General features: G+C 43.2%; 20 protein-coding genes and 1 pseudogene. 11 read left to right on the forward strand and 10 right to left on the reverse strand.

Annotated elements, in window-relative coordinates; all coding sequences use genetic code 11:
- The first annotated feature begins 283 nt into the window (after positions 1–283).
- The 3 genes from HXY43_RS22280 to HXY43_RS22290 all read left to right on the forward strand — a co-directional run bounded on the left by HXY43_RS22280 (position 284) and on the right by HXY43_RS22290 (position 3,538).
- Positions 284–1,726, forward strand: coding sequence for a cytochrome ubiquinol oxidase subunit I (locus HXY43_RS22280; protein ID WP_290887939.1), 1,443 nt, complete (start codon positions 284–286; stop codon positions 1,724–1,726).
- Between the two features lie 8 nt (positions 1,727–1,734).
- Complete coding sequence (gene cydB, locus HXY43_RS22285; RefSeq protein ID WP_290887942.1) at positions 1,735–2,748, forward strand: cytochrome d ubiquinol oxidase subunit II; 1,014 nt, start codon at positions 1,735–1,737, stop codon at positions 2,746–2,748.
- A gap of 463 nt (positions 2,749–3,211) precedes the next feature.
- Positions 3,212–3,538 carry a hypothetical protein gene (locus tag HXY43_RS22290; RefSeq protein WP_026733765.1) on the forward strand — a complete coding sequence of 109 codons (327 nt, stop codon included), beginning with the start codon at positions 3,212–3,214 and terminating at the stop codon, positions 3,536–3,538.
- 609 nt (positions 3,539–4,147) lie between these two features.
- Here the strand turns inward: HXY43_RS22290 and hisG are convergent.
- Positions 4,148–4,792 carry an ATP phosphoribosyltransferase gene (gene hisG / locus HXY43_RS22295; RefSeq protein ID WP_290887945.1) on the reverse strand — a complete coding sequence of 215 codons (645 nt, stop codon included), beginning with the start codon at positions 4,790–4,792 and terminating at the stop codon, positions 4,148–4,150.
- Between the two features lie 67 nt (positions 4,793–4,859).
- Between hisG and rppA the strand changes: the two genes are divergently transcribed.
- The gene (rppA, locus tag HXY43_RS22300) at positions 4,860–5,558 is read left to right on the forward strand and encodes a two-component system response regulator RppA (RefSeq protein ID WP_290887948.1); all 699 of its coding nucleotides are present in this window, start codon (positions 4,860–4,862) and stop codon (positions 5,556–5,558) included.
- Positions 5,559–5,642: 84 nt separating this feature from the next.
- Positions 5,643–5,897, forward strand: coding sequence for a hypothetical protein (locus HXY43_RS22305; RefSeq protein WP_290887951.1), 255 nt, complete (start codon positions 5,643–5,645; stop codon positions 5,895–5,897).
- A 51-nt stretch (positions 5,898–5,948) separates the two neighbouring features.
- Here HXY43_RS22305 and HXY43_RS22310 read toward each other — a convergent pair whose 3' ends face one another.
- The 5 genes from HXY43_RS22310 to HXY43_RS22330 form a co-directional block, all read right to left on the reverse strand.
- Complete coding sequence (locus tag HXY43_RS22310; protein WP_290887954.1) at positions 5,949–6,155, reverse strand: hypothetical protein; 207 nt, start codon at positions 6,153–6,155, stop codon at positions 5,949–5,951.
- Between the two features lie 107 nt (positions 6,156–6,262).
- Positions 6,263–8,683 carry a TolC family protein gene (locus HXY43_RS22315; protein WP_290887957.1) on the reverse strand — a complete coding sequence of 807 codons (2,421 nt, stop codon included), beginning with the start codon at positions 8,681–8,683 and terminating at the stop codon, positions 6,263–6,265.
- A 66-nt stretch (positions 8,684–8,749) separates the two neighbouring features.
- On the reverse strand, positions 8,750–10,318 hold the full coding sequence (gene kaiC, locus HXY43_RS22320) for a circadian clock protein KaiC (protein ID WP_290887960.1): 1,569 nt from the start codon (positions 10,316–10,318) through the stop codon (positions 8,750–8,752).
- Positions 10,319–10,405: 87 nt separating this feature from the next.
- Complete coding sequence (gene kaiB, locus HXY43_RS22325) at positions 10,406–10,723, reverse strand: circadian clock protein KaiB (RefSeq protein ID WP_026733760.1); 318 nt, start codon at positions 10,721–10,723, stop codon at positions 10,406–10,408.
- 254 nt (positions 10,724–10,977) lie between these two features.
- Positions 10,978–11,283 (reverse strand): circadian clock protein KaiA, encoded by a 306-nt coding sequence (locus HXY43_RS22330; RefSeq protein ID WP_026733759.1) that lies wholly within the window; start codon positions 11,281–11,283, stop codon positions 10,978–10,980.
- 1,064 nt (positions 11,284–12,347) lie between these two features.
- Between HXY43_RS22330 and HXY43_RS22335 the strand changes: the two genes are divergently transcribed.
- Positions 12,348–15,710, forward strand: coding sequence for an ATP-binding protein (locus HXY43_RS22335; protein ID WP_290887987.1), 3,363 nt, complete (start codon positions 12,348–12,350; stop codon positions 15,708–15,710).
- Positions 15,711–15,941: 231 nt separating this feature from the next.
- On the opposite strand, the gene HXY43_RS22340 is transcribed toward HXY43_RS22335, so the two are convergent.
- Complete coding sequence (locus tag HXY43_RS22340; RefSeq protein ID WP_290887967.1) at positions 15,942–16,931, reverse strand: glycerate kinase; 990 nt, start codon at positions 16,929–16,931, stop codon at positions 15,942–15,944.
- Positions 16,932–17,065: 134 nt separating this feature from the next.
- On the reverse strand, positions 17,066–17,398 hold the full coding sequence (locus tag HXY43_RS22345; protein ID WP_290887970.1) for a DUF565 domain-containing protein: 333 nt from the start codon (positions 17,396–17,398) through the stop codon (positions 17,066–17,068).
- A gap of 427 nt (positions 17,399–17,825) precedes the next feature.
- On the opposite strand from HXY43_RS22345, the gene HXY43_RS22350 reads away from it, so the two are divergent.
- The 3 genes and pseudogenes from HXY43_RS22350 to HXY43_RS22360 form a co-directional block, all read left to right on the forward strand.
- Entirely contained in the window at positions 17,826–18,392 is a 567-nt protein-coding gene (locus tag HXY43_RS22350; protein WP_290887973.1) for a hypothetical protein, read from the forward strand.
- A 158-nt stretch (positions 18,393–18,550) separates the two neighbouring features.
- The gene (locus tag HXY43_RS22355; protein WP_290887976.1) at positions 18,551–20,509 is read left to right on the forward strand and encodes a glycosyltransferase family 39 protein; all 1,959 of its coding nucleotides are present in this window, start codon (positions 18,551–18,553) and stop codon (positions 20,507–20,509) included.
- A 314-nt stretch (positions 20,510–20,823) separates the two neighbouring features.
- Positions 20,824–21,323, forward strand: a pseudogene (locus tag HXY43_RS22360) (aldo/keto reductase); the annotation flags it as partial.
- A gap of 95 nt (positions 21,324–21,418) precedes the next feature.
- On the opposite strand, the gene HXY43_RS22365 reads toward HXY43_RS22360, so the two are convergent.
- Complete coding sequence (locus HXY43_RS22365; protein ID WP_290887978.1) at positions 21,419–22,795, reverse strand: GTPase; 1,377 nt, start codon at positions 22,793–22,795, stop codon at positions 21,419–21,421.
- Between the two features lie 886 nt (positions 22,796–23,681).
- Here HXY43_RS22365 and HXY43_RS22370 point away from each other — a divergent pair.
- Positions 23,682–23,834 (forward strand): CopG family transcriptional regulator, encoded by a 153-nt coding sequence (locus HXY43_RS22370; protein ID WP_290887980.1) that lies wholly within the window; start codon positions 23,682–23,684, stop codon positions 23,832–23,834.
- Between the two features lie 119 nt (positions 23,835–23,953).
- Here the strand turns inward: HXY43_RS22370 and HXY43_RS22375 are convergent, their stop codons facing one another.
- Positions 23,954–24,139 (reverse strand): CopG family transcriptional regulator, encoded by a 186-nt coding sequence (locus HXY43_RS22375; RefSeq protein WP_290887982.1) that lies wholly within the window; start codon positions 24,137–24,139, stop codon positions 23,954–23,956.
- Positions 24,140–25,062: 923 nt separating this feature from the next.
- Here HXY43_RS22375 and HXY43_RS22380 point away from each other — a divergent pair.
- On the forward strand, positions 25,063–25,908 hold the full coding sequence (locus tag HXY43_RS22380; RefSeq protein WP_290887984.1) for a hypothetical protein: 846 nt from the start codon (positions 25,063–25,065) through the stop codon (positions 25,906–25,908).
- Positions 25,909–26,158: the final 250 nt, after the last annotated feature.

Genomic DNA, 26,158 nt, shown 5'->3' on the forward strand with positions numbered 1-26,158 from the left:
ATGAATTATGTGTGCATACATTTTTGTAGTTCGATGCCAAATCATTGTAGAGACGTAGCAATGCTACGTCTCTACATACCCGTGAATTGTAAATTCATATCTTGATTCAGCAACGCCGGAATACAAATAAATCTAATATCTGCGATCGCTTTCCCGACTTTAACGACATCAAGTCATACATTAAAATTTTGTAAAGAATTATCACTAGTACAAGTATTCACTGCTTATGTAGTGAGTGACAATCCTGACACATAAGTTGTTCAACCAGTGAAGAGAAATATTTATGGATTTTTTGTCTGACACCGTGGTGCTGTCGCGCATGCAGTTTGCGCTAACAGCTATATTCCATATGCTTTGGCCTGTGCTGAGTACAGGTATGGCAATTTATCTAGCCATTGTTGAAGGAATATGGCTAAAGACCCGCAATCCAGATTACTATTACCATGCCCGTTTTTGGTCAAAACTCTATCTGCTTAATTTTGGCGTTGGTGTAGCAACTGGTATCCCGATGGAGTTTCAGTTTGGCACAAACTGGGCACCTTTATCTGAAGCTGTTGGTAATTTTTTTGGTAGCGTCATCGGTTTTGAGGCTTCCTGGGCTTTCATGCTAGAAGCTGCTTTTTTAGGCATTATGTTGTTTGGTTGGGAGCGTGTTAATCCCATCATTCACTTTATCTCAACTATTTTGGTTGCCGTTGGTGCTAATTTATCAACTTTCTGGATTTTGACAGCCAATTCGTGGTTGCAAACTCCTGCGGGTGGAGAAATGGTAAACGGTAAGTTTGTCGTTCACGATTACTTTCAGGCCATGTTCAATCCGTTCATGGCGGTGAGTGTGTCGCATATGTTTCTTGCAACGCTGGAAACTTCACTGTTTGTAATTGGTGGGATTAGTGCTTGGTATATTTTTAACAATCGTCAACCAGCTTTCTTTGCTAAAGCTTTTAAGATTGCCTTAGCAGCGGCGATCGCTGTTGCACCATTGCAGATATACGTAGGGCATTTAAGTGGTGAACAAGTATATCACTATCAGCCCTCAAAACTCGCAGCAATGGAAGCGCAATGGGAAACAACCCCTGCGGGACAGGCAGCAGATTGGAGTTTGGTGGCTTTACCCAATGAAAAAGCAGGCAAAAATGACTGGGAAATCACAATTCCTGGTGCCCTTGGCTACATTTTGGAATTTAAACAAAAACTTTCCGAACCCGTGCGCGGGTTAAAGGAATGGCAACCACCGGATAGACCGCACCTAGTAGGTTTAATTTACTACTCCTTCCGCATCATGATTGCCATTGGCTTCTTTTTAGCAGGATTGATGCTGATCGGCACCTTGCAGTGGCTGCGTGGTAAACTCTCCCCAGAAAACATCGCCCAACAGCGCCTGTTAATGCTTGCCTGGATTTTTGCAGCGCCCTTGGGATACATTGCGGTAGAGTCAGGCTGGATTGTCCGCTGTGTAGGCAGACAGCCTTGGACAGTGTATGGGCTGGTTCGCACTGCTGATTCTGCTTCTCATCTGCCTGCAACCAATGTCTTAACATCTTTAATTGGCTTTGCCGTAGTCTACAGCCTTTTATTTATTGCTGTTTTATACTTTGGTAGCCGCATTATCCGCAGGGGCCCCAGGCTAGACCTGCCCATACCGGGTGTGGAAACCAAACCCGCTGTAGATACGACTCCTGGTGAATTTGTTCCAGATGAGCGTCCCGTAGAAGCACAGCAATAGGAGGTTATATGGAGACGCTAAGTTATTTTCTGCCACAGGTTTGGTTCGGCATTTTAGCCCTTTTCCTTTTTCTCTATGTCATGCTGGATGGGTTTGACTTAGGGGTGGGAATCTTGTCCCTGACAGCTTCCACCGAAGAACGCCGTAGCATTTTGATGACCAGCTTGAGTAACGTTTGGGATGCTAACGAAACCTGGTTAGTTCTCATGGGAGGCGGTTTGTTTGGAGCATTTCCCCTCGCCTATGGCACAATCCTCAATGCCTTATACATCCCAATCATCTTGATGGTGTTTGGGCTGATCTTTCGTGCCGTAGCATTTGAGTTTCGTGAACAAGCCCAACGCAAATTATTTTGGAACTTCGCTTTTGGTGCAGGGAGTTTTTTGGCAGCACTGGGTCAAGGATTCGCTCTTGGTGGTGTACTAAAGGGAATTCAGGTAGATGAAGCAGGTCACTTTATCGGTACGACTTGGGATTGGTTAAGTTGGCAGACTGTATTGGTGGCTTTGACGCTGATTCAAGGTTACGTCCTGATTGGTTCAACTTACTTGATTTGGAAAACTACAGGCGAATTGCAGGAAACCCACTATAAAACAGCCAAAATTGCGGCTGTAACAACGTTAATCGGAGCCATTTTGATTACGATTGGCACTCCGATCTTTTACGAATACGCCAGAGAACGTTTGTTTCATCGTCCGCAAGTTTACATATTTGCGCTGATTCCCTTACTGGGAGTTTTGTTGATTTCGCTACTAATTAGAAGTCTGTTTCGCAAACGAGAAAGAGCGCCTTTTATCTGGACAATTCTGCTTTTCTTGCTCACATTTGTTGGGTTGGCAATGGTTGTTTTCCCCTACATCATTCCTACTGAAATCACTATTTATGAAGCCGCCGCCGATCCCAGTGCGCTTGTCTTCATGATTATTTTCATTGGTGCGCTGATTCCCGTGATGTTGTTTTATAACATTTATCAGTACATTGTCTTCCGGGGTAAGGTGACTGGTGGACACTACGGGGAATAATTAACAAGAGTTTTTGATGCAGCAATTTTCATTTTACTTGGTGTCTTGGTTGGTAAGAAATACGCTGATATTAACCACCAAGACACTAAGGCACAAAGATTTAGGTATTTATTCATTCAATCAATCACAGGAATTAACACGGAGCGATCGCACAATTACACAGCTATATATTTGATCCTGACTGCCATTAGACGAAGAGACCTTTTTGAAAAGCATGTAAATTTTTATTAATTTTTTTATAACTTTCATGATACTTTAATATTCGAGAGGCGATGTTATATCGCCCAAATGCTCTGAATTCTATCTTTTAGCCAGTTGCAAATCTAGTTTCGTTAGAGAAATGCTCAGTGTAAGTACACCGTGAATGATTGTGTGAGCGCTCTGCGATCAAGGGCGCTCCCTTATTCTGAGCAAATGGCGTAAGCCCATAAAATAAGTGACCGCGTAGATTGTAGGGTTAATGATGCAAGTGAGTGACATTGAATGGTCTAAGACAGAGAAAAAGGTAGCTCAAGAAGCCTTCGAGAAAGCTTATGAGCGAGAAATCAATGCTTTGATCGAGGAAGTTCGCTCAAAAGCAAGTACGATTGCAGAGCTTGATGATATGTGGCGGTTACACGATTTCTTAAGTGCAAGGAGACACGAGATAGATGGCAAGTACGACTACAGATATTCAGTTCTCATCTTTGTCTTTGCTAGGTTAGTCAAAGAGGGTTGGCTACATCTCGATGAATTAGAGGGATTGAACACAGATAAGCTGACTAAGGTAGCGGCTCTTACACGCATGTGAAAGGTTAATGGACACAGCCTAACAACCTCGTTGCAGCGAAATTACAAAGGTTACTTGCAACCGCTAAACGGTAACTTTAGCCCTCTGAGGTGCTTGTTAAGGCTGTTTTGAGCAGGTGTCGGTACAAGTTCAGTTTTACCAACAGTTATGATGCGAGAGTTCTTAGAAATGTACGGACAAGCCATTAATCTGAAGGGTAAGCAGTATGATAAAAGCTGAGTTGGAGCGATCGCGCCATAACAACCATAAAGCACCTTACGCTTGTTCATGTTTTGCGATCGCTCTTGTACTGTCTGCCAACTTAGAAACGGTAGATGGGTAAACTATCTGAAACGCATCTGAACAAGCAACTATATATCATTGGCAGGCTTTGTAGCTTTGTTAAAGTACGAGTGGTACAAATAAGATTTTGCTTAGTACAACATTTTATAAATTCATAGCGAATACAATTCTGAAATACTCTGCGAACCTCTGCGCTGACTCTGCGAGCCTCTGCGTTTAAAAACGCTGCGATTTTAGACAAAGCTGTACTTAGTATCTTTGTGTCTTGGTGGTTCACAACAAACTCATATTAACCACTAAGACACCAAGGCACAAAGGGATACAGTGTTATACCTCCGCCAATGTCGCTTGGCGCAATTTATCAATCACATCACTAAGATTATCTGTATTCAGGCGATAACTCAAAGGATGGGCAATCAACCGCGCCGTACTTTCATACAGCGTCGCAATTTCCATCAAACCATTTTCGCGCAGTGTCCGCCCTGTAGAAACCAAATCTACAATTGCCTCAGACATGCCTGTAATTGGCCCTAATTCCACAGAACCATACAGCGGTACAATTTCCACGGGTAAATCCAGACTGTGGAAATATTCACGTGCACAGTTTACATATTTAGAAGCAACTCTACCATGTGCGGGTAAATCTAAGGGCGATCGGTAAGAACTTGATTGCTTTACCGCTACCGACATCCGACAATAGCCAAACCTTAAATCAACCAAATGTGCTACTTGCGGCTTTTTTTCCCGCAGCACATCGTAACCAACAATACCCAGTTGTGCCTGACCATACTCTACGTAAACCGGCACATCTTGCGCTCTTACTAATAGTCCTTTCGCTTTTCCATTGGTATCAGTAATTTGCAGTTGCCGATTACCTGAGTCTAAAAAAGCACTAAAATCAAACCCTACAGTTTGTAGAAGTTTGATGCTATGTTTGAGAAGTTCACCTTTTGGCAGTGCAACAGTAAGCATAAATAGCGTCAGCGGTCAGCATGATAATAATACAGGAAAGCTGATAGCTAAAAACTGATGGCTGAGCATGCGAATTTTGGTAGTTGACGATGAAACTGAACTGACTGACCCCTTGAGTCGGGTGTTAACTCGGGAGGGATACAGTGTTGATGCTGCTTATGATGGTACAAGTGGTAGCCAGTTGGCACAAACAGGCAATTATGACTTATTGATTTTAGATTGGATGCTTCCTGGAAAAACGGGACTGGAGATTTGTCAGGAATTGCGCCGTCAAGGCGTTACCACCCCAGTACTGTTTCTCACCGCCAAAGATACTCTTGATGACCGAGTTGAAGGTTTAGATGCTGGTGCGGATGACTATTTAGTCAAACCCTTTGAATTGCGGGAGTTATTGGCAAGAGTCCGGGCTTTGTTGCGACGTTTTGGTCGAGAGACGCCTGGTACACCCACAGGTCGCTTGACGGTAGCAGATCTAGAACTCGACCCAGAAAACCAAGTAGCATATCGACAAGGACGGATAATTGAACTATCTGAAAAAGAGAGCCAACTGCTGCAATATTTAATGGAAAATACTGGCAAGCTGCTGACTCACGCTCAGATTATGCAACATTTATGGCAAGATGACGAACAACCTAGTAGTAATGTCATTGCTGCTTTGATGCGTTTGCTGCGACGCAAAATTGAGTTAACTGGGGAAACGCCTCTAATTCATAGTGTCTATGGTAAAGGATATCGCTTTGGCACTTCTTCAGCAGATTCTATTTAGAGATGATTTATAAAGTAAACCTTAAATTGTAGCGACTGTCTTGAAAGTCAAGCGATCGTTAACAAAAAACCGGGACTGGGAACATTGACGCAACTGGGGAACACTGCGCCCTTATTCGGCGGTGCCTGGTACGGGCAGGAAGACTTGTGGGTGGTAGTCTCGATTGTAGCAGCCCGCACGCCCGCACTCCACTTCGCCGCCGAATCTTCCCCAGTTGCTGTATTTCTCATGTGGGCAAAAGAGCATCAAAAATTTATCCTAGTCATGCGATCGCATGACTGGGGATGCGGTGCCATCCCCGAGAGGGTTAGTATAAAAGTCAGTGTAATTAAGCGTTAACAATCGGTTTTGTGTTGTCACAAATGCGCCAAGGCAAATTATCTCGAACCATTACATTTGAGAGCGCAACTTGTTTGTATGGGAAAAGTGGGTGATTGTGAACGCCATAGCCGAGATTTTGAGCTTAAGTGTTGTTGCGGCGATCGCCGTTGAAAATCGAACAACATCAAGAGTAAGCACCAAGACAAACTGAGTGGCAAGCATTTTTCTTACCACTTCTGTGTCAATACTCAACACTTCCAACCGCAGGGGTTGCAAAACTTATATAGTCAGCTTTTTAGTTTTTTAGTGCGTAGTTATTTTTGCCGCACTGCACTAGTTATTGAAACCCTCCTCTGCTCAATCAATTACCCAAATAATACGGGCTAACTACCAGCTCGGCCTAATCCTCTGGCGGTGACAGACCGTTGTAGGGTAGCTAAAGCGCGGTTGTAATCCAAAATTGCTTGGACGCTATTGCCTTCTGCTCTTGTCAGATCGTTTTCGGCAGCGATGACATCTGTTTGAGTGCCGACACCTGCCTGGAATCGCAAACGCGCTAGACGTAAAGCTTCTCTGGCTTGTTCTAAGGCAATATTGGCAGTTTGCACCTGATCCAAGCTAGTTCTCAATTGAGCATAGGCTTGTTCTACCTGAAAGCGGATTTGATTGCGCGTGTCGCTAAATTGAGTTTCAGCAATCTTGATATTAGCTGTTTGTTGATCTGCCCTCGCTCTTGCCGATCCTCCATCGAATAAATTCAGGCTAGCTTGCACTCCCAAAGAATATCCGTCTGTAACACCAAATTGATCGTCGAACTGATCTAACAGGTTGTAGCTGGCAACTAAACTTACTTGTGGCCCTTTCTCTGATAACGCCAGACGCCGTCTCTGCTGGCTAATGTTACGTTCTGCCAATCGCTGTTGTAGTTCCGGACGGTTTTGATAGGCTAGCACGATCGTTTCTTCCAGGGTCGGATTCCAAAGACCCGCCAATCTTACAGGGTCTGCTGCACTGACACTGAGAGACCCTGGTATATTCAACGTAGTCGCTAACCGACTGCGGGCAGTTACTTGCTGGGACACAGCTTGACTCAAATCTTGTTGAGCGTTTGCTAAAGTTACCTGCGCTCGCAGCACATCAAACTGCGTACCCACACCAGCCCTTTCTAAGGCTTGTGCATCTCGCAAAGTTACTTCGGCATTTCTGACAGCAGACTCAGCAATGCGTACATTTTCATCTGCTTGTTGCAGATCGTAATAGTTCTGAGCAACATTGAGGCGAATTTCCTCAGACCGACGCAGAACATCTAATTCTTGGAAACGTTCCTGTTGTTCAGCAGCGCCAATGTTGGCTGAGCGTCTCCCAGAAGTATAAAGGTTATAAACCAGTTGTGCTGTACCTGTGAAGGCCGTAGTGGCTTCATCTGAGGGTGACTCGCGAAGTTCTTCTGGCAGACCCCGTTGTGCTCGCTCTAACCGTTCAGCTTGTAGCTGACTAGAAGCAGATTGCTGACGATTAATCTGAGCGTTTAAATCAAGAGTAGGAAACAAAGCAGCTTGAGCTTCCCGCACAGCAGCCCGAGCGCGTTCTAGTTCTAATAAAGCTACCCGCAGATCCGTATTATTACGCTGTGCTAGCTCTACAGCCTGTTCTAGAGTAATCGGTTGTATTCCCTTCTGCCTGACTTCGTCTGGTCTAGTAGGAAATCGCAAGGGATTGGGGTTGGGGTTGAGGTAATTAGGCGCAGGTGTGACTGGTGATTTTGGAGTTGGAGAAACAACCGGCACTCTGGGACTGGGAACACCAGGCGCTACTTGATTAGGAGCACCAGGCGCGGTTGGAGTTGTGGGAGTTGCTGGTGCTGTTGGTGTAGGAGTAACAGGCATGGTTGGAGTTGTGGGAGTTGTTGGCGCTGTCGGTGTAGGGGAAGGTGCTTGCACCAACAGATCCGTGGGATTTTGTTGTAGGCACGCAGGTGAGTCAAAGTTTACTGTCATGTACTGCGAGCAATTTTGCACTTCTAGCAGCTTTGCTGCTCCTGAACCTTTGGCGATATTTTGTAAAGATGGTGAGAATTTTGTGTCAAGATTTGACTTGACTGCAACTGGCATTTCAAAAGCAGAATCGGGCAAAGGCTGTTCCGGAATGGAGATTACTTTTGCTGTGGAGGTAGCAGTAGGAATAACTCTATTTTTTAATAGAGTTTTTAATCGCTGGCGGGCGATCGCACTACTCATCCTGTCTTCTGATTTGCTCGCAGGAACAACAGAAGGGGAACTTGTTGAGTCGATCCGGGTAATGAGATCGGCTGGTGCAGGCTCTACCCGACTTTTTTCTGGTACAGTTACTTGATTGGCAGCTGTAAATACAGCACCACCTGAAGTGGCAATTTGCTTTGTTTCTGGCTGTAAATCTGCACTGTAGACGCCGAACGAGTTGAAGCCAACCGCCTCTAATTGCTGGGTTTGATGGGCGGTTGGTGTCAAGCTGAAATTTGCTCCCTCATCTTTCCCAGAAATTTTTCCTATTGGTACACCCACTGCTTGGGTGATTATCGCCCCAGTGTTTTTACTCTTCAACTGCTGCTTGTTGCCGTTCGTCCCATCCGCTGGGGCGATCGCACTTGCAAAACTCTTGCCGTCAGCAGCATATTGGATTTTTGTGTTTTCACCTACAAAACTTCCACTATGGGTAGCACCAGAAAAACTGGGAGAGACTACCTGCTGCGCCCAAGCGGGTTGAGTAGTTAATACTGCTGCTGTGACACTGGGCAAGAAACTATGTAATATGATCTGTCCTTTCACCGCATCCCCTCACACAAAAATTAAGCGGCTTCAAACCGTTTTTTCACCACAGAATATAACACGATGCTAACTAGAAGAATCGGAACTGTCTTTGTCTTGAAAACTCTGGACAATTCGCGATAATTCCGCCTTTTCATCGATACTAACGCGAGTTGGCGCTCCGCTGACAATTCTTTCGTAATTACGGAAAGAATCTTTAATTTCTGGCCCGTCAGCTGTAATGTTGTATTCGCGAATACCCTTATCATGCCAAGAGCCGCGCATTTTAAATACATTAATTGCCCGTGACATTTCTCCACGAATTTCTACATACTGCAACATCAAAATTGTGTCAGTAATTGTGGAAATATGAGAGTCAGTAATTGAATGTGACCCCATAAATTGGTCAGTTGTATTCGTGAAAAAACCTGTAATTTCTTCTTGTTTAGCGTAACCAGTGACACCAATCACAAATTGCCGAAATGCATTATTACTCACACCCCGCGCTAAGGCTGAGAGCGAATCTATGGCGATCCGAGATGGTTTAAATTCAGCAATTTCTGATTTGATGATTTGCAGATGGTCTTCTAAACCAGTAGATTCAGGATAGGTACAAATTATTTTCAGCAATCCTTGACGTTCTAATTCCTCAAAATTAATTCCCCAAGAGTAAGCGTTCCGTGACAATTGGGCACGTGATTCTTCATAGGCAAATAGTATTGCTCTTTCGCTGTTGTTACAGCCATTTTGCAGAAATTTGCTTACTAATAATGTTTTACCTGTACCTGTAGCTCCTGTTGCCAAAATAATCGAATCTTTAAAGAAGCCACCGCCACACATATCATCTAAGGTTTTCACTCCAGAAGACACTCGTACATTGGAAGACCTTTGAGTTAACCGCATTGCCCCTAGTGGGAAAATGTTTACCCCTTCATTAGTAATTGTGAAAGGATATTCGCCTTTCATATGTGTCGTACCGCGCAATTTGAGAATTTCAATGGTGCGGCGGCGGCGTTCTCCTTCTAAGACGTTGCGGACTATTACTACATTATCGGAGACAAATTCTTCTACCCCAAAACAGGCAACTGGCCCATATTCTTCTGTACGTTCTGTAGTGATGATGGTGGTGACGTTGAGTTGTTTGAGTCGCGCTACCAGGCGAAAAATTTCTCGCCGCACTACTCCTATCGCTTCATATTGTTGAAATACTGCTGTGATTGAGTCAATACTAACTCTTCTGGCTTTATATTTGCGAATCGCATATTGCAAGCGCTCAATTAGTGCCGAAAGGTCGAAGTTACCAACAATATCTTGTCCTTCTGGATCTGGAGATGCATCCAGGATAAATAACTTTCCTTCGCTAATTAAGCGTTGCAAATCCCAACCAAAAATACAGGCATTTTTGATGATATCATTGGGGGATTCTTCAAAGGTGACAAATACACCTGGTTCTTCAAAATAGCTAATACCATTGTAAAGAAACTGGAGAGAAAATAAAGTTTTGCCAGTTCCAGAGGTACCGCTGACCAGGGTAGTTCTACCTACAGGTAATCCACCATGACTAATATCGTCAAACCCTTCTATCATCGTACGAATTTTTTCTACACCCCCAAGTAAGGGTGCGTTGTTTTTCTCTGGTTGGTCTTTTTCTCTCATTGCTGTTTTATACTTCACAAATGGGAATTTAACCCAGTTATTATATTAATTAAAGTTTAAATCCTAACTTTTTCTGTGTGTTATGGTCTACTCTTGAAGTTGCTCCTCCTCAATCAGTTCTTCATATAGCAGATCTAAACCAATCAGTACTCTTTCTCTATCTGATAAGTCACCAATAATTTTACGAACGGGTGGAGGCAGTATTTTAGATAATGTCGGTGTGGCTAATATTTTATCTTCCTCTGCTAGTTGCGGATTTTTTAGTACGTCTATGACTTTCAATGCATAAATTCCTTTAAATTCTTGTTCTAAGATGTTCTTAAGTGTTTTTAATGCTCTGACAGAGTTAGGGGTGTTCCCTGCCACGTACAGCTTGAGAACATAAGTCTTTCGTACTTGATTCATAGAGCGACAAGCTTCCGGTGAAGATGAAACAACAACATGTAGTTGAGCTTTGTGGCAATGTCGGGCAGCGTTAACATCGAAACAATTTAAATAGGTTTGACAGTGCTAGTAAGTCAGGGCTAAAATAAACATAACTTATAAAATAAATAAACCTAACTTATAAAAAAGACGAAGAGTTTAGTTTTTGGTGTTTGGGTCTTCTAATTTCTTGTATTTCCGGCGCGAAAACATTTGCTTACTTCTATAACATCACTCTATTTAGGAAGCGATCGCCTATACAATTCACATAAGTGAGCTAAAATATCGATCAACGTCAGGCGGTAATCTAGCAATGCTTCGTCGCTACGTCCTTCTAATTTTAGCTGTTTGGAAAACTCATCAATTAGTTCCATGTGAATTTCTATAATTTGCGGCACAGGAATATTAGCACAAAATACTGCATTGATAAATTTATCAATTTTCTCTTGCAGTGTTTTGTCTGTGGTAAAGTAATTTATAAGAATTTTGCGGTACTCTGATTTTAGTTCCTGTAAAAATGCCTGTTGCTCGGCTGTTGTCATTTGCTGAAATTTTCGCTGCTGGCATCCAAACTATATGTAAATTCGGATTGTTTCTGTTTTCTTGTTTGTTGCAACCACTTCAGTAAAAAGTTAATTTTGACCTTCAGTAAAGGAAGGTTTTTTTATTGGTATTAGTGGCAAATGTCAAGTGAATTGCGTCATTTATCCACACTAGAACATTTGGCGCGATCGATTGCTTTGTTGACACCATCAAGATTTTTCTAGTATCTAGCTGAAGAATCTCTAAGGAAAACATAAAATGTAGACTTTTTGTAGATTTACCTCCTTAACAATCTTGACTAAGAGTGGTGAATTTAGCAGATTTTGGTAATCTAGCAAACCATTTCCCAGTTCACGTAGTTGTGGAGTAACTTTATGAAGTTATCTGTAGGTTGCCCTGGGTTTTAACAAATTGTACAGTCTTATTAACAACTGTTACAAATTTACTTGAGAATAAGTACTTAGTGGTTTTTTGAGGAGGAGAAAATGCAGAGGAAGAATGTGTTGTAAATGCTCGTCAATGGGACTTTTAGAACTAGAGTGAAGATTTGCTGACACAGATTTTACTTTCTGGGCTGTGTCTTTGAATCTCTGAGTGACAACTTTATATCTACCGAAATATAGATTTTTCTAGTTTACTCCTTGATAAGATACTTAAACGAAGTTAAACGATTGTCGCATTCTAAATCATTATAATTCCTAAAGGTTCTAGAGCGAATCTTTGGAGCCATAATTGTCTTAGCTGTCGCTATCGAAGTAGAGTTTTAACACCAAATACTGGTGACATAAGCTCTCGGTGTGGGTGGTGGCTGATCGCTGTTATAAACTGCCTTATCCAAAAGGTGGCTTCCGGTCGGGTAGGGTGGTTAGCCTCGAACTTTCAAGCAGCACAACCAAATGCTGTCACTGGAACGAACTCTTAAAGAGTAAAGCTCCTTGTGTTCAAGGCGTTGCAGTTGTCACAGGTGAGGATATAGCTGGAAGCGTGTAAATCATCACTAGATTGGTAGCTTGGTGATGCTGGATGCTTCTACATGAAGAATAACCCCCAAAATCTTATGTCAATGCTCAAGTACCCGCTTTATGAATTTATCACCACCGTACCCAGCTGCCTGGAAACATCTACTGTGAAGATCGTGCTGGAAATTTTCGAGCAAGAGCAGTGCGATCGCCTGGTAGTGTTGAATGAGCAACAAAGTCCCGTTGGGGTACTTTATTCTGCTCGTTTGCTACCACAAGTTTTAGCAGCAAATCAAGCAGGTAACGCTAAAGCTAGAGCTTTGAATTTGCAGAGTTTGGTTGAACCAATACAAACTGTACCAGCTGCTTGGGGTGTGGAAGAATTTGGTTGGTTTTTGCGATCGCAAAAAAACCAAAATAATAATAACCGAGATTGGGCACTAATTGACTCTGATGGAAAATTTTTCGGGCTTGTAGATAGTTCGCGCCTGTTGCAATTTTGGGCGAACCAGAGAGGGGAAATTCAAACTGATGAAAGCAAGCACTCCCCCATCCTCCGGGAAGTCGATGATGCTTCCAAACCAGCTGCTTGGGTGGCTTCCCCCAAGGTAAAATCCCGCCGCCGCAAAGTACCTATGGCTCCAAAGTCAACAAAAGAGGGAATAGCGGAAAATCCATCTCTATTGCGACATCAGCCATTGATCCAGTTGTTGGAAAGGCTGCCTTGGCCTTTAATGTTGCAAACTGGTACAGGCGAGATAGTAACGCAAAATCCAGCTTGGTGGCAGCAATTAGGAATATTAAAAGATCCAGAAGGAATCAGACAACAAGTAGAAGCAATACTTACTCCCGCAATTGTCACAAATCCTGCATACGCTACTACCAAAGCAGTTGGCAATCCCACCAAGAATGACTATCACTACCAAGCGCAGTCTACATCTATCAAACTTTTGGCTGATGTCAACAACCTGCCGGAGTCTCCACAATTATCTTCTGGTAAAAACCGCTGCTTTTTAGATAGCCAACAGGGTACTTGCACCTGCGTTGTCGAAGTGCAAAATGGTCAAGAGCGAGTTTGGCAATTTGCCAAAATTCCTCTAGATAGTCCCGATTTGCAAATCGAAAGTCCGCAGCCAGACACAGCAATTCATCCGGATTTGTGGCTGATGTTAGCTACAGATGTCACCGAACAGCAACAACTGTGCAAAGAATTAGCGGCGAAAAATGCCGATTTAATCCAATTGAATCGGTTAAAAGATGAGTTTTTAGCGTGTATTAGCCACGAATTAAAAACTCCCCTGACAGCAGTTTTGGGGTTATCACGATTGCTCGTAGATAAGCAGTTAGGAGAACTCAATGAGCGTCAAGCCCGTTATGCTGGACTAATTCATCAAAGCGGACGCCATCTCATGAGTGTGGTGAATGATATTTTGGATTTGACCCGCATGGAAACGGGACAAATGGAGTTGATGCCAGCAAGTGTGAAAATTCGTGCAGTTTGCGATCGCGCTGTCGGTGAAGCAAAAGCTATCCACGCTCAAAATCGCAGAACCACAATTTCTCACCAACCGCACGCAACATCAGACGAACACCAATTCAGTCTCACAATTGAACCAGGTTTAGAGGAAATTGTTGCAGATGAATTTCGCCTGCGCCAGATGCTAGTACACCTACTTTCCAATGCCTTTAAGTTCACCGAAACAGGTGGTGAAATTGGGCTGCGAGTCAATCGCTGGGAAGGTTGGATTGCGTTTACAGTTTGGGATACAGGCATTGGTATTCCTGAGCATCAACAGCATTTAATCTTTCAAAAATTTCAACAGTTGGAAAATCCCCTTACCCGCCAGTTTGAGGGTACAGGACTGGGATTGGTGTTAACAAGGGCACTCGCTCGTCTCCACGGTGGCGACGTTACCTTTTTATCTCGTGAAGGCAAAGGCAGCCAGTTTACTTTATTGTTACCGCCAAGTCCTCCCCAGAAAATTGGAGAGGGAGAAGGGGGGAAAGCCAGAGGGAGAGAAAATAGCCAATCTTCGCTTACCTCCCCTCCTAGGATTAAAACCCCAGGCTATCTCCCACACTCAGACGCGCCATGGCGCGTCTCTACATCCTCCCCCACTCCCTCCATCCCTCCTCCTCAAAATCACCTTAACAGCTTAGTATTGGTTGTGGAGGGGGTAGCCCGGTATATTGAAGATTTGACCGAACAGCTTACAGGTTTGGGTTATCGGGTGGTGATTGCGCGATCGGGATGCGAAGCAGTAGAAAAAGCCCGACGCTTGCAACCGCAAGCGATATTCCTCAATCCTTTACTACCCCTGCTTTCGGGCTGGGATGTACTAACCTTGCTCAAATCAGATGCTACCACACGCCAAATTCCCGTGATTGTGACAGCAACAGGAGCCGAAAAAGAGCAAGCATTTGCCAACCGCGCTGATGGTTTCTTGAGTTTGCCTGTGGAACATCAGTTTTTAGCACCGCTGTTAGAAAGTTTGTGTGCCATACCGCAGGGAAAGCAGCAGGAAGCGGAACGCGAAGCTTCTCCTATTCATACCCCACTGCGAATTCTCAGATTGGTTAATCCTGAGGGGGACTGCCTGGTAGATTTCCACCCATTGCTACAACAGCACCGGGTTATAGAAGTGGATGATATAGAACAGGCAGAATTGTTGGCTAGGGTTTGGCAGTTCGATGTAGTCTTGCTGGATGCAGAAATGCCAGCATCAGGGACTTACTTACAAAAACTCAGCAAGCATCCTCGTTTAGCAACTCTACCACTCGTTACCTGTGATGTGGCAACTACGCAGACAGCTTCCCAAATAGCAGGATTGTCTGTGTTTCCTTGCTTAATGAATTCACACGCAGACAACAGTAACGACAAGAAAATAGAGGCCCTATTGTCAGTACTGCAAATAGCAGCAGGCATTTGCTGTCCTCTTAGCATCTTGGTTGTAGATTTGGCAATATTGCCAGATTTACCAGAAGCAAAGCGTCAGCACATGCAGGGCGATCGCTCACAAGAAAACTTTGCATTGGCAAATTTGAGTCTCAAGGAAAATGCCTCTTTTTCTACCCAAGACTTAAAACCTCTGACTATCTCCCGCGGTTCTGAGTGGTTCCAAGCTTTGATTCAGTATCTGCAAACTGCTGGACTGAAAGCCACAATGGGTCGATCTTGGGCAGAAATGCTACAACAACTTCATCACGAAAGTGTTGATTTGTTGCTCATTTGCTTGGGAGAATCCAACATTACAAAAGAAGTATATTCAGCACTACAAACAATAGGGCAGTTACCTGTAAAATTACCACCTGTTTTAATACTCGACCAGCGTTTAAATCCTCATATTTCTGAAGAAAATCTATTAGAAAATGCCGCAGGTGCAATTACTAGCGAAATTTTACCCAGATCAATATCAATGGAAGATTTGTTAATCCATATTAATCAAGCTTTGGCTGCTAACACTTGATGGGATTTAGAACTATAGCTTGGTAATTGGTTTTTCCCATTACCGATTACCGACCCTGACAAATATGATAAGTGTTCACCTGAACCTGATATGATTTGGTTTATAAACCAATACAGTTGGTGTTAGTACTCTTTGTGTCTTAGTGTCTTAGTGGTTTATAGATGATCTTTTTCACCACCAAGACACCAAGACACCAAGACAAATTAATCATTTCAAGAGTAGATCAAAACCTTAACTGAACCGTATTGGTCTATAAACAGCACCAAAACTGTGGTCGGAATTTACCTCAATCACCAAATCAACTAATTTTGGCGATTCAACCAACGGCTTGATGAATAATTCTGGGTGGAGAGAAAGCCAAAAATAATTGACAAATTGCTCAATTTCTGAATCACTCATTCCCGATTTGCCAGCAGCAATCATTTGCCGTTCTGCCTGCTTGCGCCACTCAACACAAAGGCGGTAATCTTTGGGATACAGCACGATTAAGCTATCTAATCTTTGCCACAGTGGTAAATAATCGTAAAGTTTATGATTCATGTCACGGGCAAATGCTTTATCCTCAGCTGTAAAAATTGGTGGTGGTGGGCGATCGAAAACGGCAGGATCGATTGGTTGCACACCTACAAACCAACCTTCAAATAAGACAATATCTGCATTCGCCACGATTTCTGGAGTAGTGCGATCGCCAGCACCACCGTGCGCTGATTTATCAAAGCGGGGAACTGCTACTGGCAGTTCACAGTTGCGAATCCGATCGAGTACAGTTAAACCTAGCTCAACATCGTGAGTTCCCGGCGGGCCGCGCCAAATCAATCGTGGATCTTGCTGTTGAAGAATTTGGCGATCGCGATAAGTTTTGTACAAATCATCCAAAGACAAACTCAGGGCATGGTATCCCAAGTGTCGGAGAATCAAGGAGAGAACCTGACACATAGTTGTTTTGCCAGTACCTTGTCCTCCTAAAATACCTTGAATCAAGGGACGACCGAGTTTTTGCCGTTGCCAAGCTATTTTTATACCCAAAGGTAGCCACAAATTCCATAATACCTCTGACATGGTATCTGGTTGCATCTGGAGATGAGTTTGGCAGAATTCACTGAAATCAGGATAGGCAGATTTAAATAAATGCGTTAGCGTAGCTCTTCCGCAGGAAGCTCGCGTTTGTATAAATTCATCCACTTTTTCTGGTGCGATCCCAAAAGTTTCATAATTAGTCATTAGTCATTAGTCAAGAGTCAAGAGTCAAAAGTTAGTGGTTAGTGGTTAGTAGTTAGTAGTTGGTGGTTGGTTGTTGGTTGCTGGTTATTTCCAATGCCCAATGCCCAATGCCCAATGCCCACTCCCCCATCTCCTCAAGATCCCAACTTAAATGCTTCCAAAAACAGACTATAAGTAAAACCAATTTTTAGATAGTTGATTGATTGCATCCAGAGTACTTGTCGCGCCATAACGCTGCGATTGTAAAATATCCTGTTGGCAATTTCTGTTGCTAACACTAAAGTTCCAGCTACTACAACATCCCATTCAGCCGTTTGTCCAGCTGTAGTAGAAACTGCATTTCCCAAAAAAAAACCAAACAATAAACTAATTATCAGTATTGATATCCGCCGCCAAGGATTGAAAATCCATTGTTCTAAGCGCCTAACAATGGAAGTGAACAGGGTATTAAGACGAGTGTTTTGCATGAGTGAGACATTGCTAAATCAAAATCTCATTAAATATCCCATTTTGAGGATATTTAGGTTTAGCATAAGGTTGTGTGGATTGTATCAGGGTTTTCTGAGGTTTTGGGGTGAATATCAAAATTTTTACATTATATCATCATGAGCGAGTGCAAACAAAAAAGCGAAGCATCAAGGAATTTTTTCCGGAACTTCCTACAGTGTTTATACTCATTCCTTCCAGCTCCTAATCCCAATGTGCCTAATCCCCTGTAAAGTGCGGGGTGTCGGACTAAACCCTTCTATGTGGGAGCCACGAGTTTCCTTATCTTTTTGAATTCTAGCTCCAAGAGAGCCTGTGGTAGTCAATTTAACTTGATTGCCAGTTTTGGTATTAGGCTACTATTTGAACGAGCCTAGAAAAAATACTTATTTCTAAATCACTATCAATATGAAACCGTCAGTGTACCGTCACGCTGTTGCAGCAACTGCTTGCTTGGGATTGCTGTTGCTGCCTGTAGGATGCTATGAGGTAAAAGTATCTTTTGAGTCTGAGTCTACACAGCCAAATACATCTTCTAGTCAGTCAGATTCAAATACCCAATCAGAAAGTGCGATCGCTTCTACTGTAAGCACTCCTACTCCTACAAAATCTCTATTTACATATCATGATGGCTCAGCAGTCAAAGGGGTAGGTCAAGGAAGCTTACGAATGAGCAATCAAACCGAACAGCCCGTGCGTCTTGCTCTACTTGTACGGCGTGCAGTAGTGAAAAGTACTTCTGGACAGAACCAACCTGTTTCAGCACATTGGGATTTTGCTCCTGGAGAAGGTAGTGAGAAGGGGCTAATTTTATCTCTGCCTAACAGTAATGTGAAACTGGAGAAGGGAGATATTTTAGTTGCTTTTGCACAAGATGGCTCCCGTCGCTACTGGGGGCCATATGTTGTCGGGGAAACACCTGCTCCTGTGTGGAATCCGCAAAAGAAAGAATGGGAGTTGATTCTTAGTCAATAGTCATTGGTCATTAGTCATTGGTCATTGGTCATTAGCTTTTGACAAAGGACAAAGGACAAAAGACAAATAACTAAGAACAAAACATTAGTAAATAACGACTATTGACTAGTGGTCATTGACCATTGACCATTGACTATTGACTATTGACTGTTGACTAAATGACGATTCGCGCTTTTGATCAGTTGTTAAATAATATTGGCAAGCGTCCAGCCCTTGCTGTGATGCTGTCGATTTTGTGGTTAATTTTGATTGGTGGGATCGCATTCTTTTGGCATTTAGGCAGTATTGGCTTGATCGATGAAACAGAGCCACTGTTTGCTGAAGCTTCTCGCCAAATGTACATTACGGGTGATTGGATCACACCGTTTTTTAATGGCGAAACTCGTTTCGATAAACCTGCTTTGATTTACTGGTGTCAGGCGATCGCCTATTCTATTTTAGGCGTGAATGAGTGGGCGGTACGTCTTCCCAGTGCGATCGCGGCGATGGGGGTAATTAGCTTAGCTTTTTATACTGTGCAGTGGCACTTGTCAAGAGAAGATGCCCTCAAGCAAGCTTCTTATCCTCCCAGACGTTGGTTCACAGCTTGTTTGGTAGCCGCTATTATGGCACTCAGTCCCGAAATGATTGTTTGGGGAAGAACGGGTGTCTCAGATATGCTGTTGACTGGTTGTATAGCATTAGCTTTGTTGTGCTTTTTTCTGGGATATGCAATAGGGGATAAGGGACAGGGGATAGGGGACAGGGGACAAGGGGCAAGGGGCATCGGGCATCGGGCATCGGGCATAGTAAAAATCAGTACTTCAATCCCCAATCCCCATTACCCCTTATCCCCAGAGGGGGCCCCACCTTCCCCAATTCCCAATCCCCAATCCCCAATCCCTAATAATTGGTATTTGGCCTGTTACGTACTAGTTGCTGGTGGAATTTTGACCAAAGGCCCGGTGGGAATAGTCTTACCAGGGTTAATTATTGGTGTATTTCTGCTTTACCTGGGTAAATTGCGAGAGGTTGTGCGGGAAATGCGCCTTCTTTTGGGTATGCTGATTATCTTGGGCTTATCACTGCCTTGGTATGTGCTAGTGATTTGGCGCAATGGCTGGAATTTTATTAACGCCTTTTTTGGCTACCACAACATAGAACGCTTTACAGAAGTAGTCAACGGTCACACAGCTCCTTGGTATTTTTATTTTCTAGTAGTATTGCTCGGTTTTGCTCCATACTCAGTTTATTTGCCGCTGTCAATGGCGCGGTTAAAATTTTGGCAGCGCAAGTACTGGCGTTCTCAAGAACGTTCGCAGCAACTTGGTTTATTTGCATTTTTCTGGTTTGTTAGTATCTTTGGCTTTTTCACCATTGCTGTCACCAAACTTCCCAGCTACGTTTTACCCTTAATGCCAGCAGCAGCTATTCTCGTGGGACTATTGTGGAGTGATATTTTTCACCACAGAAGCAAAGGCGCAGAGGAAAAAATAAACAATTATTCTCCCCATCTCCCCCTCTCCCCCTCCTCCCTCCTCTGGACTGGCTGGATAAATGTGGTGTTTATATCAGCGATCGCAGTAGCACTTTTTTACGTACCTCAGTTAATAGGTATAGATCCTGCTGCTCCTCAATTCCGCCAACTACTGCAACAGTCAGGTTTAACAGCTTTGGGGGGAATTATCTGGTTAGTTTGTGCAGTCATCTTGGCAGTGTTATTACTGCGTCGTCGTTGGCGTTTTTTAATCGCTGTGAATGTGGTAGCATTTGCAGCATTTTTGATTTTTGTTCTCACTCCGGCTTTATTTTTAGTAGACCAAGAGCGTCAATTACCTTTACGAGAATTATCGGCGATCGCCGTCCAAACTCAAAAACCAGGTGAAGAATTGGTCATGGTTGGTTTCAAAAAACCCACAGTTGTTTTTTACACTCAACGTCCCGTGACTTTCATAAAAATGACGGCAGCAGGGGGAGAATATATCAGAACTCAGGCAGTTAATAAAACACAGCCTGCTTCGATATTAGTCCTGGCTCAGCCGAAAAAGTTTCCAGAAATGGGCTTGCAGTCATCTGATTATCAAAGTTTGGGAAAAAGTGGTGCTTATGAATTAATTAGATTACCTTTGATTAGGTAGGTTATTGATAAGTTGATCGGTGTGATTGTTTGAAATTTGAATAGAATTATTTTTGAATCCAATGCCCAATTAAACATCAAGGGTTCATTGATCGCAAGTACAGCAATTCACCTCAAGGAAGGCAGATATCACTTTGTTGGTGTTGCTGAATTTGGTCTTGACATTCTCCCCGCAGGCCACTTCGTTTTGTGCGGGGATTGTTAAGATCGCTCTTAAGATTTCCTCTTTCTACGAGACGATTTACTCGCACTCGTGTTTGAACATTGTTGTCACCAGGATTAAAGTTAAAAAATATACTCTTCTACTACTGCCCCAAGCGGCTGAAATGGGTGTATAAAAAGTTTAGCGATCGCGGTGTTCCCATTGCTACCCTACAAGTTCAATATTCTCTTTTGTCTACCTATCCTGTCACCGAATTAGGTCTCAAAGATATTTGTGACGAACTGGGAATCAAACTGATTGCTTACAGTCCTTTGGCGTTAGGACTGTTGACAGGAAAATACTCCGAAAAAGGCCCTTTTCCAAAAGGTATTCGAGGTCTATTATTTAGGCAGCTATTAACAGGGATCAGCCCGCTTTTGGCTTGTTTGCGAGAGGTAGCCCAATCCAGAAACAAAACCATGTCACAGGTAGCAATCAACTGGTGCATAGTAAAGGAACTATTCCCATCCCTGGAGCAAAAACTGTAGAACAGGCGAGGGAGAATATAGGTGCTTTAGGTTGGCAATTGGATTCTACCGAGATTGCAGAATTAGATCGAGCGGCTGCGAGTGTAGATAAAAAAATGGTACAAAATATTTTTCAAACTAAGTAAAATCTCTAATCTTCGCAGTGCAGTATAGAAATTAATGGGCGATCGCACTTTAGTACATCATGGCGAAAATAGGTATACCAATGGCACAAGCATTCTCACTGCTTAATTCCCTTAAACCGTTCTTTTGCCGCCTTAAACGCATCTTGCATCACAGATTGAATTTGCTTGGGATCGGGTTTCTTTCCTCCCATTAAATCACCGAAGTAAACGCAGGCACCTTCACCCAGTGACCAAGTATAGGCAGCTGCCCAAGAAGCAGCAATGACACTGCCAAAGCCTGGTATAAATTTGATTAACTCCCGTCCAACTGCTCGTGCCAAAAAGCCACTAGCGATCGCACTTACCACACCTGCTGCTTGCGATGAGGTCAGTGTCTGTCCGTATAATTTTCCTAGCAGACCGACCATTGATACTTGTAAAGCTGTCAGTACAGGCATTGTAGCGAATGGCAGTGGCACTGCTGCGAGTGCAGCTGCTATGACGGCAAACGCCAAAATATAACGGCGTCCGACATCTCGGTAAAGATTACCGATTTTCTCACCAGTTTCATCATCCAATAACTGATGGATTGTCCGAGCTTCCGCTTCGGGAAGTAAATCTGCCAGAGTATCCCTTAGCGCTTCCAAACCATAGAATACTGGTGTGTAGCCGTCTTCTTCTAGGGTAAAGTCGATGAGCACAGAGCGATCGCACAGTCCTGCAAAACTTTTCTCAAGAGCAGCGAATGCACGCTTGACCTCTTCATAATCTGGTGGATAGGCAGGGTGATCGATTGTACCAGGAGGATAAACTTCATGCAAGCAAGTCACCGCCAGCAAACAGGGAATTTCTGGATACTGCTGACGCAGCTGCTGAGCAATTTGTCGCAGTGCATCAGTCGCAAAATCATTAATTTTTACGGTCAAAATCAGGACTCTAGCACCGCGAGTTTCCTGTTGCAAGTCTCCAACCAGTTCTTGAATGATTGCTTGAGTATCCTGGTTAACGTCTCCTAGTCCGACCGTATCCGTAAAAATGAGCAACGGCAGATCGCTGGAAGGATAAGTATAGCGCTCTGTGTGTTGGGTGTGGGGACGATACCCCTGACCTACAATCTCCGCAGAAACTCCCGTCAGCCCCCGCACAATCGAACTTTTTCCGGCTTGGGGTTTACCAATCATTAGGGCTTCTGTGGTTGGCAATTTTGCCCGAACTTGCTCTAATATCTCTGCAACTTCAGCCTCGCTGACACTAAACCACTTCACAACCGTTTTTGCTACTTGATCTACGGGTAGAAGTTGCATCAAGCTTGCTGTTGTCTTGTTCCAGGTATCAGCAATACGATTTGTCCAGGAATTATCAACCGATTCATTTGTCATGTTGTCAGGGGGCAGCGCCGCGGGTGGGTTCCCCGACTTGTGGCTACTGCCATTCGGTTCACTGAACTGCTGAGAATCAGCTGACGGTAAGTCAGCATCACGTTGATCGGTCATTCCCCTCAAAACACCGAATAGGTTCTAACTCCATCCTATCTATCATTACTGGGCTTTGGGTTAACAATTGTAAGTTGACAAAGCTATCTATAAAAAGGATTGGGGATTGGGAATAGGTGAAAATTATGAATGATGAATGTTGAAAATTTCATAATTCATCATTCATAATTCATAATTCATAATTTTTGTGCCCCAGTCCCCAGTAAAACGATCGTGGCGACCAGTTGAAATACTGATTATTTGGTTAATGCAATCGTATTTGTTAACTACCAAGATGCAGAGAAGACAAAAGAGCGATCGCACCTTCCCATTTATCATCCTCTAGATAGATGTGAACTGTTGAGACAACAGATAATGCTTAACCAAGGCAAACTTTGAAATCCTAATTCTTTCGTAAAGGTGATGGCATTCATCCATTATCTGTACTTTGTGCCAAATTGATTTGGCGTCTCCTGTTGCATTTTAGGTTTTAGCCTAGCTTTCACAGGAGTAGGAAAGAAAACACTAGGCGTAGTTGATCGCTTAAAAGCGAATAAAAAACTACTCCAAGTCTTGACTAGGCTTGCCTGAAAATTTCACAATTAGGTGAAGCCGAGTTTTTTAAGTGGGTGTGATTCGTTCTGGAAAAACCTATTTTTTGGAAATATTCCAGCGTCTCGTCAATTGAGTCGTTGCGTTGTTCAAAACAATACGAGGAATATTTAAAGCATTCTATGAGGATAAATATGATCTGGGAACAAACAAATTTAGAAACTGACCAAAGGATATTTTATGCCTTCGGTTAGCTTCGCTGCTCAAATCTTGGGAGTGACTTCATGCATAAGATCCCAAAGAATATAAATATTTTGCGTTCAATAAATTTGTTCCATACAACCAGATTTTCACCATGAATAAAAAATGGGCAGTCAAGCGAATCACTGTAAACCTGGCATTAAATGAAGCCAACAAGCTTGAAAAATATTGCAATCAGACAGGGAGAGCAGCAACGGATGTGATTCGAGAACTTATTCGAGGATTGCCCATAAATAAAAGTGAATAGCATTAGGGCTTGGTTTTTCTTTTACACCAAATAGGCAATTTTTTCTCTACCGCATTTTGGAGTAAAGACATTACCTACAACCCTGATAAATTCTTATGCTTGAGGGTTAGTGTAAAAGGTTAAGTCAGGGGGAAGTTTTGAATGAGTTCCCGAATCACATCTGTTGCTGCTTTCCCTGTTTGGCTGCAATATTTTTCAAGTTGATCGGCTTCATCTGGTGTTAAGTCTAGGGTAACTTGCTTGAATGATGATTTTCTAGAAGGGGTTGCAATATTGAGATATCTACGCGATGCAGCCTCATTCATCTTTGTTTGTAATTGTTTCTAATTGGTATCGAGTTCACCTATATTGCCAATCCAGAAGCATTTTGACCAGGGAAAATCTTGATTTTGAGATTTAACTTAAATTTATAATGAATGTCGAATTCCCTTGTTTGCTGTAAAAGTGTGAAGTATTGCTGAAAAATGGCTCATGGACAACTTGCTGTTTAGTTCATCTTTACCTTTGGTAGTTGAACTTGTTTGCAGGTTCATGTTGAATAGGTTGCTAATAACATGTTATCTGCATACCGTCAAGACTGTTGAGTGATGAGTGATATGACTGACAGTGAGGTAATAGTGAACGATCAATTGCTTAAACAAAATTTACATTTACCTCTAAAGTCTCCTTTAACTTCCTGATGTTCTTGCTGAAAGTTTCAATAAGTTTCAAAAAAATTGACTTTCAAGCAAAAAGAAACTTAATCGCTTGATTTAATCTGGCGATCGCAGTTAGTTGAGCAAAAGCTAATCATCTAATTGGATCTTTGTTGATGCTATTCCCTATTTTGACAATAGCGATCGCGTCATAAATGCCCGCTTCTCTTCCGCTCTTGATAAAGTAGAGTGCTTAAGAAATGCACCGCAATTCATGAGATATTGGCTTTTTTTAAATCAATTTCGGCAATACTGTCAAGCATCCTAAGAGATATAAATATCAAGCAGCTTGATCAAATGATGTCTTTATTGTGATAATATTCTCTCATCGTAGAAAATCTAGCGTTGTTAAATTTGTACATCTAGTTTGCCTCCTATAGAGGCTAAGTAGAAGGATATGAAAGTTAACACGGCTAGACAGTTCAGTTCACTCGAAAATTCATCTGATAGCAAGCCATTCACCTCTATATTGTCAATTTTGATAGTAGAGGCGGTGGTTAAGATGCTGGAAGAGATGGGAGTGCAAAACTACCATGCAAAATGACTCTTTAATTGATTCTGAATCGGCGTGTATTGAGCCTGGCGAAGTCTCAGCAGAGACTGCCAATCGTACTTGGATGCATCAACCCAATCCTCTAGAAAGCGACGATTCCTTCGTCCAAAAGATGATTGATGCAGACAGCATGGCTAAAATCCAAAAGGTTTTAGATCGGGCAATAGTATCTGCTAGGTACGCAGTGAAGTCGGATCGCAGACCACCAGTCCTAACGCCTACACGTTGGGTATGGCGGCTTGCAGGTTTTTACCATCTGTGCCACTCCACTCCGCAACTTATGGAGGAAGCCTCCCAGCGCTTCGCTTCAGCAGGTCGCAAGAGTTTGGCAGAGTGGGCTACACAGAAAGGCAGAGAGGAAACCGGGCACGACCGACTCGCCCTGCTAGATATTCAGTCGATGGGATATAAAGCCGAAGCTGTTGTGGAAGCGCTGGTTCCTCCCGCTGCCAAAGCTTTGGTGGATTATTTCACCGAAAGCGCGCACGACCCAGATCCTATCAATTGCGTAGGCTATTCCTATACGGCGGAACGCCTGGGCATATGCATAGGAGAGGGGTACATCCAGAGTGTGGAAGCGTTGCTACCACCACATATCAAAGCCACCCGCTGCCTGCGCGTGCACAGTGCTATCAGCAGCACCGAGGTAGGGCATGTCAAGGAAACGCTTGCAATGATTGCAGGACTTACTCTTGAGGAGCGTGTCCGTGTAGCAAAAGCTTGTTATCAAGCCGCATTGTTGCGCTTCAGCCCACCCAAGGAAGCTTATATATCCGATCGGGAGATTCAGAATGTTTTGAAGCCACTGGAGCTAGTAAACAACTAGGAGTGAGAGCTGGCGATCAATTGCTTACGTAGCAATCCAACAGCCAGGATAACTCGTTTAAGACACTTTCAACAGTACAAATCAACGCATCTACTAAGGAGAAGATAATGAAAACTACAGCAGCTACAATCATCGAGCAACAGTCTTTGAGTACTTATGATTCTAGTAGCAGCCGCAGCGAGAGCAGCTTAGAGACCTTGGATGACACGCAGTTTGAGTTGGAAACAATCATGTTTGAGGAATTCGCACA

The organism is Fischerella sp. (assembly GCF_013388695.1).
Classification (GTDB): Bacteria; Cyanobacteriota; Cyanobacteriia; order Cyanobacteriales; family Nostocaceae; genus PCC9605.

Coding starts and splice junctions, on each gene's coding strand:
- rppA (WP_290887948.1), top strand. CDS start 4,860: ATGCGAATTTTGGTAGTTGACGATGAAACTGAACTGACTGACCCCTTG.
- HXY43_RS22365 (WP_290887978.1), bottom strand. CDS start 22,795: ATGACCGATCAACGTGATGCTGACTTACCGTCAGCTGATTCTCAGCAG.
- HXY43_RS22335 (WP_290887987.1), top strand. CDS start 12,348: ATGCTCAAGTACCCGCTTTATGAATTTATCACCACCGTACCCAGCTGC.
- HXY43_RS22330 (WP_026733759.1), bottom strand. CDS start 11,283: ATGACAACAGCCGAGCAACAGGCATTTTTACAGGAACTAAAATCAGAG.
- HXY43_RS22290 (WP_026733765.1), top strand. CDS start 3,212: ATGCAAGTGAGTGACATTGAATGGTCTAAGACAGAGAAAAAGGTAGCT.
- HXY43_RS22350 (WP_290887973.1), top strand. CDS start 17,826: ATGAAACCGTCAGTGTACCGTCACGCTGTTGCAGCAACTGCTTGCTTG.
- HXY43_RS22280 (WP_290887939.1), top strand. CDS start 284: ATGGATTTTTTGTCTGACACCGTGGTGCTGTCGCGCATGCAGTTTGCG.
- HXY43_RS22370 (WP_290887980.1), top strand. CDS start 23,682: ATGAATAAAAAATGGGCAGTCAAGCGAATCACTGTAAACCTGGCATTA.
- hisG (WP_290887945.1), bottom strand. CDS start 4,792: ATGCTTACTGTTGCACTGCCAAAAGGTGAACTTCTCAAACATAGCATC.
- HXY43_RS22355 (WP_290887976.1), top strand. CDS start 18,551: ATGACGATTCGCGCTTTTGATCAGTTGTTAAATAATATTGGCAAGCGT.
- kaiC (WP_290887960.1), bottom strand. CDS start 10,318: ATGAGAGAAAAAGACCAACCAGAGAAAAACAACGCACCCTTACTTGGG.
- HXY43_RS22380 (WP_290887984.1), top strand. CDS start 25,063: ATGCAAAATGACTCTTTAATTGATTCTGAATCGGCGTGTATTGAGCCT.
- HXY43_RS22375 (WP_290887982.1), bottom strand. CDS start 24,139: ATGAATGAGGCTGCATCGCGTAGATATCTCAATATTGCAACCCCTTCT.
- HXY43_RS22340 (WP_290887967.1), bottom strand. CDS start 16,931: ATGACTAATTATGAAACTTTTGGGATCGCACCAGAAAAAGTGGATGAA.
- kaiB (WP_026733760.1), bottom strand. CDS start 10,723: ATGAATCAAGTACGAAAGACTTATGTTCTCAAGCTGTACGTGGCAGGG.
- cydB (WP_290887942.1), top strand. CDS start 1,735: ATGGAGACGCTAAGTTATTTTCTGCCACAGGTTTGGTTCGGCATTTTA.
- HXY43_RS22345 (WP_290887970.1), bottom strand. CDS start 17,398: ATGCAAAACACTCGTCTTAATACCCTGTTCACTTCCATTGTTAGGCGC.